Origin of the sequence: Nonomuraea sp. NPDC048882 (assembly GCF_040649755.1) — a bacterium.
Classification (GTDB): domain Bacteria; phylum Actinomycetota; class Actinomycetes; order Streptosporangiales; family Streptosporangiaceae; genus Nonomuraea; species Nonomuraea maheshkhaliensis.
On the sequence record NZ_JBEZGB010000002.1, the window covers coordinates 1,001,124 to 1,011,002 of the forward strand.

Consider the following 9,879-nt stretch of genomic DNA (forward strand, 5'->3'; position numbering starts at 1 on the left):
ACAACGACGGATGGCGATCACGGACGTAGGTGGACGCTGGCGGACGGTCCGACACGGCCCGTCTGACAACTCCCAGTGATAGATCATGCGTTCGATTTTGCTCGTAATGAAGGGGGTCTGGGGTTCGAATCCCCAAGGCGGCTCCAGCTACGAAGCCCCGTGAGATCATTCACGGGGCTTCTGCGTGTCTGAAGTGGGTGACCGCGGTTCCCATCGGGCCAGAAACTCTTGGTCTTCGGGACCGATCTTGGGGCATCATGCCTTCCATGACGACACCGTCGGCTCAGGTCCGGCTTGCCGGACGTGAGGACGCCGGGGTCTTGGCTCAGTTGAACCAGTTCGTTCATGGGCTACATGGTGCTGCCAGGCCGGACGTCTTTCGGCCGGCTCCGGCTGTTGAAGAGCTGACGCCGATCTTCTCCGGATTTCTGGCGCGTGAGGGTGCCATCGCCTTCATCGCTGAATTGGGAGATGGTACTCCTGTCGGCTACATCACCGCGACCATCCACGATCGCCCTGCTGATGCCCTCATGCATGCGCGGAGCTTCGTATTCGTCGAACACATCGCTGTAAATCCGCAGGTGGCTCGTACTCGGGTGGGTTCGGTGTTGGTCGAGGCGGTTCGTGTGGCAGGTCTGGAGGCCGGCTGCACAAGCCTGATCACCGATGTGTGGGATTTCAACACGCAAGCCCTGGCCTTCTTCGGCGAAGGCCAGAGGCTTCGCCCTATGCGGCATTGGTTGGAAGCTAAGTTGTGAGCCGGGTCTGGGGTCCGGGCGGCCGGCCTCCTCGGGTTCAGCGGCCTCCTACGTTTCGGGAGTCATCGGTTCATGGCTTGAGGGCCCGGTCCGTGGCGGGTGCATCTTCTGGGGTTGCGGGGTTGGTGTGCCCGGACTTTGGCGGGTGACAGCGAGGTGGGTCAGTATTCGAGGACGGCGTGGGCGGCTACTGCGGTGCTTGAGGCGTTTGGTCGGACCTGGGTGATGCGTTCGGCGAGTAGGAGTGCAGCGGGGAGGCCGCCGTCTGTCTTGTCGCCGGTCAAGCCGAGTTCGATCCGGTCGGCCAGGTAGTCCTGTGGGAGGCCGTCTTCATTGCCGCCGTACAGTGGATCGAAAGACAGGACTTCGCGACCGCCGGCGTAATGGTCGAAGGATGCGACCAAGTTCACGTTGACGAAGACACTGGCCGTGACCGTCCCCGCGGATAAGGACCGCAGCACCTCGGGTAGCGTGCCGGCGAAGCCGTTCCATTCGCTCAGAATGGTTCCGCCCTCGGCGGGGCGGGCGCAGATGAGGCCTTCCTCGAAATCGCCTTCCTCGTCATCTCCGTCGAACACCTCAATGCCGAGGCGGGCCAGCGCCTCGTGGGGGGTGAGTCCGCGGACGAAGGTGCGGGTCCGTGAAGTGCGGAACGTGACCTGGAGTCTGCGTCGGCGGATAACCGTATGAATTGTCGTCAGGCGGGTTCGAGGTGGTCGGCGAGGCGGCGGAGGGTGAGCGCGAAACGGCCGCGGAGGCGTAGGAGAACTGGTCGGCGTGAGTGCGGCGGGATCATGCGTAAGCGTGCGGCTTCGGCTCGTTGCTCGGTGAGGCGGGCGCGGGCCAACTCCTCATGCATGGCGTACATGGGAAGGTCCTCAGGGTTCTTCGGGGAAGACGTGGTAGAAGGTGAAGATCGGGCGAGTGCCCGGCGGCGCTTCGCTCGATTCGACGCGCGATCTGGTCAGCTCTCGCCATGGCTGCAAGACGGCACAGAGTTGGTCGGCGAGTTGCGCGAGTTCGTCCTTGGTGAGTCTCAGGTGGTGGCTGCCGCCGAAGGCCGCGTTGCGCCATTCCTCGGGGAGGGTCGTGCGAGTGCGTTCGAAATCGCGCAGCCGCTCGAACTGGTCGATCACCCATTGTGACGTCCATGCTTGCATTGCGGCTTTGGCCTCTGGGTCTTCGAAGTCTCTCGTCAATATCCAGCCGACCATGGCCGCACGCACCCAGCGTTCCCGGCTGTCCCGGGCGAGTTCCGGGACGTCTTCGATGAAGCCATGTTTCTGCAGCTGCCGCAGGTGATAGCTCACCTGGCCGGGGTCGGCGTCCATCTGTCTGGCGAGCTCGCTCACCGTGACGGGGCCGATCTGGAAAAGGAGGCTGAAGAGTTTCATCCGAAACCCGTTGGCCAAGACTTTGAGCAGGTCCGGGTCATCGATTTGTCGCATGGCCATGACGGTAGGACCCGCAGGTGAAGATGCTCAAGAGGTCTACTGGATCTTGGAAATGCGTAAATGCGTGGTAGGTGGTGGCATCGCGTCTGGTGGGGGCGCGCGCGGGTGTACAGAACGATCCTTGCCCGAGATTGTCGTTCGCCGTCGCTACAGTCCGGTCGTGGATGACGATCTGAAGGATGGGCTCATCTGGTGGTCCACTGACCGCGCCACCGTTGGACTGGTCGTGCGTGACGGCGTTGTGGTCGAGACTGCCCCGTATGCCCGCTTTTGCCTTCGGTCAACCGTACCCCGGGTCGGTTCAGGTTCAGAGGGCGGATTGCAATTGGGCGCGGTGCTTGAGTAGCCAGTCTTCGAGAGGCTGGAGGCGGGGTTGAGGGTGCGGATCAGGTTGAGGTCGCGGTTGCCGACGAACGTGGCTGCTGCATCGGTGAAGAATTGGAACATGTTTCCCAGCTCTTCGGCGTCCGGGAAGCCGGCGGCGCGTAGCTGGTCGTGGGTCATCGGGCGGTAGGCGACCGGTTCCCCGAGGACCTTGGTGAAGAGGGCGGCCAGCTGCCTGCCGGTGGCGTGGGTGCCGGCCAGGCCGATGGTGCGGTTGATGAAGCGGGCTCCTGCCTGGAAGATGCCGTAGGCCGTGCGGCCGATGTCCTCGGCGGCGACCAGGGCCATGACGCTGTCGCCCATCGGCAGGGTGAGGGTCGCCGCGCCGTCCGGGCCGCGGCGCGGGCTCAGGCCGGCGTGGATGAACATCTCGTAGAAGAACGAGGTTTTCAGGAATGTCGTGGGTACGCCCAGGGCGGTGAAGTAGGCGTTCGCCTCGTTCTTGGCGTCCGGGTGCGGGACCTTGTAGCCGTCGCCGATGGTGGGTGGCTCGCTGCCGAGGATCGTGAAGTGCGGGCGGGTGTCCTCCAACGTCGACCAGATGACGTGCTTGAGTCCGGCTGCCTTGGCGGCGCGTGCCGCGTTGGCGGCCTGGTCCAGTTCCATGGACTCATCCATCGCCGGTGGCCGCGGCGCGCAGAGCCGCGGCGACGACTCGCTGTCCTTGCGACGGTTCGGGCCTGGTCACGGTCAGGGTGGTGCGCCCGGACCACGCGGGGTCGTCGACCTCGACGATGGCGATCCCGGCAGGCAGGCCGGGAACGGCCATCCGGGCAACGGTGGTGATGCCGAGTCCGGCGGCGACGAAGCCGAGCCTGGCGTTCCAGTCGCGGATCCGGTGGGCGATCCGGGGCTGCGGCAACGTCGGCCACGCGCCGAACTGCGGATCGCCCCGCAAACCCGCGCCGACGATCCAGGGCTCGCCGGCCACGTCGTCCACCGTGACGCGCGACCGTCCGGCCAGGCGGTGCCCCAGTGGTACGGCGACGACGCCCATGCCGCTGTCCGTCAGGCGCTCGGTTCTCAGGTCGTGCAGGTCGTACTCGGGCAGCCCCTGGCCGACGGCGATCACGGCGACGTCGACTCCGCCGGCCCGCACCTGACGCAGGAGCGCCGGGCTGGAGGCCTCGTGCAGCTCCACGGCCAGCGCGGGGTGCTCGCCGGCGAGCGCGGCCACCGTACGCGGGATGAGCGACCAGGTCGCGGTCGGAAAGGCCCCGAGCCTCACCTGTTCGGCGAGCGTGTCGGAGAGCAGGGCCAGATCACGGTTCATCGCGTCGAGCTCGGCCAGCACGACAACCGCCCGGCGCGCGACCGCCTCGCCGGCCCGGGTGGCCGCCACTCCACGGGCCATACGTACGAACAGGGGCATCCCGGCAGCCGCCTCCGCGGCCGCCACCTGCCGGGAGATCGCCGACTGGGTGTATCCGAGGAGGTCGGCCGCCGCGGTGAAGGATCCGGTTCCGACGACGGCGTGCACGACGCGCAGCGCGGGAACGGTGAACTCCGCCATGCGAGCAACCTAATCCATGCGTACTCCGCATGTCTAATATGCGAAAGACTCGTTTGTGGAATGCCTTGGGCATCGGGATGCTGGAACCAAGAGCGAACGCCTCTGGAAGGGAACGATCCTGATGTCCAAGATCTGGTTTATCACCGGCGCCTCTCGGGGCTTCGGCCGCCTGTGGACGGAAGCCGCACTGAACCGAGGTGACCGGGTCGCGGCCACAGCCCGGGACATCACCACACTGGAGCCGCTCGCACGTCGGTTCGGGGACGCCGTCCTGCCGCTGCCACTCGACGTCACCGACCGGAAGGCGGTGTTCGACTCAGTCGAGCGAGCCGTCGAACGGTTCGGAGGTCTCGACGTCGTCGTCAACAACGCCGGCTACGGACTTTTCGGCATGGTCGAGGAACTCACCGAGGCCGAGCTGCGCGCCCAGATGGAGACGAACTTCTTCGGCACCGTCTGGGTCACTCAGGCGGTCCTGCCCGTGCTCCGGGCCCAGCGTTCCGGCCGGATCATGCAGGTCACGAGCGAGGGCGGCGTACGCGCCTATCCCGGGATCGGCGGATACCACGCCTCCAAGTGGGCGGTGGAGGGCCTGTCCGAATCGCTCGCCCAGGAGGTCGCCTCGTTCGGCGTCCACGTGACCGCGGTCGAGCCGGGCCCCTATGCCACGGATTTCGGCGCCAGTACGAGCATGCGAACCACCGACCGTCACCCCGATTACGCCGGCGTCCACGAAGCTACCGCCAAGGAGTGGATCCTCGGCGACCCGGCAGCGACCGCGGACGCGATCCTCACGATCGCCGACGCCGAGAATCCTCCCCGGCGGATCGTCCTCGGGCACACACTTCCCGAGATCGAGGACATCTACGCCGAGCGGCTTCGTGTGTGGCGGGAGTGGGCACCTGTCACGGAGGCGGCGTTCGGCGAGCGGATCATTCCCGAGCCTGCCTGACGAAAGCGACTCGGCTCGACTGGAAGCAGCAGCTGAGCTTCGTGCGCGAAAGCGTCCCATCGCGAAGGGCGGCTCCTGCTTGCGAACCGGCCTGGACTCCATCCTCCTCCCAAGCCGTCGGCCCAAGACGGGAGTTCTCGATCAGATAGGCCTGGCAGGATCATCTCCATGACCGGGATCGATGACCTTTTACGGCGAGTGCTCGTGAAGGCAGACGCGACCACGGAACGGCTGCTCCCCCCGCGACAGCGGAGGAAGTCGAAAATGCGGAGCGCATTCTGGGCTTCAAACTCCCTCCGGTGCTGGCGCGGCTCTACGGTGAAGTGGCCAACGGCGGTTTCGGCCCCGACTATCACCTCTTGCCGCTCACAGGCGATGGGCGTACCGCGGTAAGCGACTATCGCGAGGAACGTGCGACGCGGAGGTCCGGTGAGGCATCCTGGCCGGCAGAGGTTCTGCCGATCCTGGATTGGGGATGCGGCATGTACGCCGCCGTGGACTGTCGCAGTCCTGAGGGCACCGTGTTGCTCTTCGAGCCGAACGGCATCTGCGCTGACTGGCACAGCGCGTGGTACGTCGACGCCGAGAGTCTGACCGACTGGTTGGAGACGTGGCTCTCAGGGACGGGCTGGTACGAAGAAGATGCCGAATGCGATGACGCGCAGGAACCAAGGCCCTGGAGGATAGCTCGGCAGCGATTGTCAGAACCGGAATGATTCGGCCGCCCCGCGTTGGTTCGATGGGTCGCCTTCGAGACCGTCTTCGGGGTGCTGTATCGCCTTGATGAGCCTGATCTCGCCGAGGACGATGTGCCGGAGACGCTCCAGGAGCAGCTCCCAAGCTGGCTTCTGGTCGAGGTCGCCGGAGACGATCTGGTACCGACCGGCCGAACCCTTGTAGGGCTGCATGAGGATCTGCTGGGTCTGAATCCAAGCGGACGGAACGGGCGTCCAGAGCTGCCGGTCGAATGACGGCGGTATCTGGCGGGCGGCGGGCCAGGCGTTCAACAGAGCGCCATGACGATGTGGCGGCTCGTTCCGCGGATCAGATCCAGCCTTCCTCCCAGGCGCGGCGGGCGGCGGCGTGACGGGAGCCGACGCCCAGTTTGGCCATGGCCGCCGACAGGTAGTTGCGCACCGTGCCGGGCGCAAGGTGCACCTGGGTGGCGATCTCGACGACCGACGCCCCCGTACGGCAGGCACGCAGCACGTCGAGTTCCCGGTCGGTGAGCGGGCAGGGGCCTTCCGTCAGGGCGGATGCGGCGATGTCGGTGTCGATGTATCGCCGGCCCGCGGCGACATCGCGGATGATCTCGGCGAGCCGGGACGCCGGCGTGGTCTTGGGCACGAACCCGCTGACGCCGGCCGCCAGGGCGCGGCGCAGCACCCCCGGCCGCGCGTGCCGGGTGACCAGCACGATACGGACACCGGGCAGCGCGGCCATGATCCGTGCGGCGGCATCCAACCCGTCGGCCGGCGGCATCTCCAGGTCGAGCACGGCGATGTCGGGGCGGTGCTCGCGGGCCAGCCGTACCGCGTCGGTGGACGTGGCGGCCTCGGCCACCACGGTGAGGTCGGGTTCCAGCGCCAGCAGCGCGGCCAGGGCGCTGCGCAGCAGGTCCTCGTCGTCGGCGATCAGCAGCCGGATCATCGCGCCTCCGCGCTCGCGTCGACCGGCAGGCAGGCGGCCACGACGAAGTTTTCGTGTTCGTGCTCCCAGGTCAGCTCGCCTCCGGCGGCCCGCAGCCGGTCGGCCAGGGTGCGCAGCCCGGTGCCCGCCCCCGAGCCGGGCGGGCTGGTCGCGCCGTCGTTGCGTACCCGCAACCGGGCCAGGCCGTTGGTGAGGCGGTAGTCGACCTCGGCGGCGCGCGCCCGGCTGTGGCGCAGCACGTTGGTGGTGGCCTCACGCACGACCAGCCCGAGCAGGTGCCGGCAGGCGTCGGGGAGCGGCCCGGTGGCCGCGGCGGGCTCGACGTTCATCTGGACCCGGATGTCGGCCGCGGCGAGCACCCGGCCCGCGTTGGCCAGCTCCGCCTCCAGCGTCGTACGGCGGTAGCCCTGCACGACGGCCCGCGTGTCCGAGAGCGCGTTGGTGGCGAGCCGCTGCACCTCCAGCATCTCCGCGGTCGCGCGGGGCGGGTCGGCCGCCGCCAGCCGCGCGGCCAGTTCGCTCTTGCGCGCGATCACCTGGAGATGGTGGCCCTGGATGTCGTGCAGGTCGGCGGCGAACCGCAGCCGTTCCCGGGTGACGGCCAGCTCCCCGTCGAGGCGCCGCGCCGCGTTCAGCCGTTCCGCGATGTCCCACGCCCACAACGAGCCGAGCGTGACCCAGGCGCTGAACGCGACCAGTCCCGGCGGGAACAGCACCGCGCGCACCGGGTCGTCGCCTCCCGCGACCGCGCCCGGCACGGCCGCGGCGGCCATCGCCACGGCGATCAGCGCCCACCGGCGCGGCCGCGGCAGGAACGTCGCGACGACCGACACCGTCATCGCCGGGGCCAGCGCCCACAGCGCGTCGTCCCGTACGGCCAGCAGAACGCCGCCGAGCGTGGCCGTACCGGCGGCACCCGCGGCAATCCACGCCAGGAGTGGGCGGCCGGGGCTCTCGCCGGGTGCGGCGGCGGGGTCGAACGCCAGCCGGCGGTGCAGCAGCACCGCGCAGCACACGGCTGTCACGGCCAGCGCGGCGGCGCCCGCACCTCTGGCCCAGACCGGTACACCGGAGGCCAGGAGCCCCGCGCCGGCCACGGCGACCAAGAAGAACGCGGTGCTGCCGGTGAGGCTCCACCAGGTGTAGCGGCGGAAGCTCCGGAGTGCCGCCGTCCCGCCGTCGGTCCCGTGGTCGCGCACGCAGTCATTGTGACAGCACGCCGCGCCGCGGGCCGGTCGCGATTTCCGCCGCGGTCAATTCATGACAGTTGTCACGAGATCGAGTGACAAAGCCACGCGCACGCCTGCGGTTTCGGCACTACTGGCCGCTGCCTCCAGCGGCCAGGCTGAGCGCGGTAGATACCCGGCCCCCGTAGGGAGGAACCGCATGGACGGCCCGCCCGCGCACCCCGATCCGTCATTCGTCACCCCATCACCCCACCAGGAGGCCTCCATGGCGAGCGTGCCCCATGGACGCCGGCACCGGGTCCGCCGGCTGCTCGACCGCTGGCCCACGGCGCTGGCGCTGGCACTGTCCGCGGTGACCTTCGGCGGCACCGAGTCGGACGAGGCGGTGGCGTCGTTCGCGTCGATCCTCGTGCTCCTGCCGTTGCTGTACCTGGTGGTCGCCAAGCTGGAAGCGCGCCGGGCGACGTGGCCGCTGCTCGTGGTCGGGCTGGCCGGCGTCGTCGCGCTGCGCGGGCTGGACGTGATCGAACCGGCCGCCGTGTTCTCCGCCGTCGCGCTGATCGTCCTGCTCTGGAGCGTCGTGGACGGGCATGTGTTCCGGTCCGGGACGTTCCGGGTGCAGGCGCTGGGGATGCTCGCCTTCGGTGCGCTCGGGCTGATCGGGCTGGCCGTGCATCCGGATCTGGGCCGTTACCTGGTGGCGGCCGGCTGGTTCTTCCATGGCGTCTGGGACTTCGTCCACCTCCGGCGGGACAAGGTGGTGGCCCGGTCCTTCGCCGAATGGTGCGGCGTCATCGACGTCGTGATCGCCGCAGAGTTGATCTTCAGGTGGTAGGGCGGGGTCGGGAACGACGGGACAGCCGCTTTGGTTGCTCCGAGGCGCAGACGTACCCTGCGCCCTCGCGCGCCAGAGGCGCGCAACGGCGGGGCAGCCCGAGCGGAGCGAGGACCGCCACCTGGGCGGAGGACAATCCGCGAGTGACCGTGATTGACCGCTGCCGACCGCCCTAAATGGCACGCTAATGGCACGACGATCACGCACGCCACCTCGGCACTTTCGCGCGACGCGCACATCCCCCGTCCTGATCATCCCGTCTGCCGTCGACCCGCCCGAAGGGGAAGCGGGCCAGGGCCACGGGTGTCAGATGGAGCGCCCGGCGGACGAACGATCTGGTACCCGTGGCCCTGGTCTGCTCGGCTTGTCCCGGGTCGATGGCGGGCGGGATGATCAGGCTTCACCTCAGCCATCTACGGACATCGCCGTCGTTCCGGCCGGCCCTGTCGTGGGTGACAGGGACGACGTTTTTGTGCGCTTGGTGGAGCGGGCACGCGGGCGCAGCAGGGTGTCCATGCTGGAGCGCGTAGATCCATATGGCGATCTGATCCTGACCAGTGAGGAGATGCCGCAGTTTCTCGCAGAGCTGGACTACCTCGCTGGGCTGGCAGAGACCGCCGGCGAACATGACGTCCTGGCGAACGTGGCCCGCTTGGCCGCCATCTGCAGGGAAGACGCCGTACTCGAACTCCACCTCGTTGGCGATTGATGCGGGCCACGGCGGCGTACCGGACGGTCGCCGCATTACCGACGAAGGCGTCGAGGCCACCGAAGCGTTCCTCGGTCACCTGGAAGAGCTTGCGCAGTTCGTGGGGGTCGCTCACGTCAGCATGGACGGCGACGGCGCTGCGGCCCGCTGTTTCTTCGATGTGTGCGACGACTTCGGCCGCGGCCTGGGCGTCGTCGCGGTAGTTGATGACGATGTCGAAGCCGTCGGAGGCGAGCCTGCGGGCGATGGCGCGGCCGATGCCGCGTGAGCTTCCGGTGATGAGTGCGACGGCCATGGTTTCTGCTTCTCTCGATGGTCGCGTTTTGGGCAGGCTCGCGCCTGAGAGTGCGTTCCGCGAGCATATGCCTGTGATGTCGCTATGTGATCGTATGGATTTGTAGCGTTACCGCCGGTCGGTGGGGTCTGCTGTGCTGGGA

The 9,879-nt window shown here is 68.1% G+C and carries 12 protein-coding genes and 1 pseudogene; 5 read left to right on the top strand and 8 right to left on the bottom strand.

Going from position 1 to position 9,879, the window contains the following annotated elements:
• Positions 1-266: 266 nt before the first annotated feature.
• Positions 267-758 (top strand): GNAT family N-acetyltransferase, encoded by a 492-nt coding sequence (locus tag AB0C27_RS10105; RefSeq protein ID WP_357840595.1) that lies wholly within the window; start codon positions 267-269, stop codon positions 756-758.
• A 161-nt stretch (positions 759-919) separates the two neighbouring features.
• Here the strand turns inward: AB0C27_RS10105 and AB0C27_RS10110 are convergent, their stop codons facing one another.
• The 4 genes from AB0C27_RS10110 to AB0C27_RS10125 form a co-directional block, all read right to left on the bottom strand.
• Entirely contained in the window at positions 920-1,459 is a 540-nt protein-coding gene (locus AB0C27_RS10110; RefSeq protein WP_357840711.1) for a DUF6461 domain-containing protein, read from the bottom strand.
• 177 nt (positions 1,460-1,636) lie between these two features.
• Positions 1,637-2,206 carry a helix-turn-helix domain-containing protein gene (locus tag AB0C27_RS10115; protein WP_357840598.1) on the bottom strand — a complete coding sequence of 190 codons (570 nt, stop codon included), beginning with the start codon at positions 2,204-2,206 and terminating at the stop codon, positions 1,637-1,639.
• A 153-nt stretch (positions 2,207-2,359) separates the two neighbouring features.
• Complete coding sequence (locus AB0C27_RS10120; RefSeq protein ID WP_357840601.1) at positions 2,360-3,202, bottom strand: NmrA family NAD(P)-binding protein; 843 nt, start codon at positions 3,200-3,202, stop codon at positions 2,360-2,362.
• Between the two features lie 4 nt (positions 3,203-3,206).
• Positions 3,207-4,109 carry a LysR family transcriptional regulator gene (locus AB0C27_RS10125; RefSeq protein ID WP_357840603.1) on the bottom strand — a complete coding sequence of 301 codons (903 nt, stop codon included), beginning with the start codon at positions 4,107-4,109 and terminating at the stop codon, positions 3,207-3,209.
• Positions 4,110-4,230: 121 nt separating this feature from the next.
• Between AB0C27_RS10125 and AB0C27_RS10130 the strand changes: the two genes are divergently transcribed.
• On the top strand, positions 4,231-5,061 hold the full coding sequence (locus AB0C27_RS10130; RefSeq protein ID WP_357840605.1) for an SDR family NAD(P)-dependent oxidoreductase: 831 nt from the start codon (positions 4,231-4,233) through the stop codon (positions 5,059-5,061).
• Positions 5,062-5,360: 299 nt separating this feature from the next.
• Positions 5,361-5,777 carry an SMI1/KNR4 family protein gene (locus tag AB0C27_RS10135; RefSeq protein WP_357840608.1) on the top strand — a complete coding sequence of 139 codons (417 nt, stop codon included), beginning with the start codon at positions 5,361-5,363 and terminating at the stop codon, positions 5,775-5,777.
• On the opposite strand, the gene AB0C27_RS10140 is transcribed toward AB0C27_RS10135, so the two are convergent.
• Genes AB0C27_RS10140 through AB0C27_RS10150 form a run of 3 tightly spaced genes read right to left on the bottom strand, consistent with a single transcriptional unit; the run spans position 5,763 to position 7,910 of the window.
• Positions 5,763-6,068 carry a hypothetical protein gene (locus AB0C27_RS10140; protein ID WP_357840611.1) on the bottom strand — a complete coding sequence of 102 codons (306 nt, stop codon included), beginning with the start codon at positions 6,066-6,068 and terminating at the stop codon, positions 5,763-5,765. The two genes, AB0C27_RS10135 and AB0C27_RS10140, sit on opposite strands and share 15 nt — an antisense overlap.
• Before the next feature lie 37 nt (positions 6,069-6,105).
• Positions 6,106-6,711, bottom strand: a complete 606-nt coding sequence (locus AB0C27_RS10145; protein WP_357840614.1) for a response regulator transcription factor — start codon at positions 6,709-6,711, stop codon at positions 6,106-6,108.
• Entirely contained in the window at positions 6,708-7,910 is a 1,203-nt protein-coding gene (locus AB0C27_RS10150) for a histidine kinase (protein ID WP_357840617.1), read from the bottom strand. The genes AB0C27_RS10145 and AB0C27_RS10150 overlap by 4 nt, the downstream gene beginning before the upstream one ends.
• A 187-nt stretch (positions 7,911-8,097) precedes the next feature.
• On the opposite strand from AB0C27_RS10150, the gene AB0C27_RS10155 reads away from it, so the two are divergent.
• On the top strand, positions 8,098-8,733 hold the full coding sequence (locus AB0C27_RS10155; RefSeq protein ID WP_357840620.1) for a hypothetical protein: 636 nt from the start codon (positions 8,098-8,100) through the stop codon (positions 8,731-8,733).
• A 514-nt stretch (positions 8,734-9,247) separates the two neighbouring features.
• Positions 9,248-9,442: a hypothetical protein gene (locus tag AB0C27_RS10160; protein WP_357840719.1), complete on the top strand. Its 195-nt coding sequence runs from the start codon at positions 9,248-9,250 to the stop codon at positions 9,440-9,442.
• A 52-nt stretch (positions 9,443-9,494) separates the two neighbouring features.
• On the opposite strand, the pseudogene AB0C27_RS10165 reads toward AB0C27_RS10160, so the two are convergent.
• Positions 9,495-9,737: pseudogene (locus AB0C27_RS10165) on the bottom strand (SDR family NAD(P)-dependent oxidoreductase); the annotation flags it as partial.
• Positions 9,738-9,879 lie beyond the last annotated feature (142 nt).

Excerpts from the sequence above, each read along its gene's own strand:
- AB0C27_RS10120 (WP_357840601.1), bottom strand. The coding sequence starts at position 3,202 with ATGGAACTGGACCAGGCCGCCAACGCGGCACGCGCCGCCAAGGCAGCC.
- AB0C27_RS10145 (WP_357840614.1), bottom strand. The coding sequence starts at position 6,711 with ATGATCCGGCTGCTGATCGCCGACGACGAGGACCTGCTGCGCAGCGCC.
- AB0C27_RS10115 (WP_357840598.1), bottom strand. The coding sequence starts at position 2,206 with ATGCGACAAATCGATGACCCGGACCTGCTCAAAGTCTTGGCCAACGGG.
- AB0C27_RS10155 (WP_357840620.1), top strand. The coding sequence starts at position 8,098 with ATGGACGGCCCGCCCGCGCACCCCGATCCGTCATTCGTCACCCCATCA.
- AB0C27_RS10125 (WP_357840603.1), bottom strand. The coding sequence starts at position 4,109 with ATGGCGGAGTTCACCGTTCCCGCGCTGCGCGTCGTGCACGCCGTCGTC.
- AB0C27_RS10160 (WP_357840719.1), top strand. The coding sequence starts at position 9,248 with ATGCTGGAGCGCGTAGATCCATATGGCGATCTGATCCTGACCAGTGAG.
- AB0C27_RS10105 (WP_357840595.1), top strand. The coding sequence starts at position 267 with ATGACGACACCGTCGGCTCAGGTCCGGCTTGCCGGACGTGAGGACGCC.
- AB0C27_RS10130 (WP_357840605.1), top strand. The coding sequence starts at position 4,231 with ATGTCCAAGATCTGGTTTATCACCGGCGCCTCTCGGGGCTTCGGCCGC.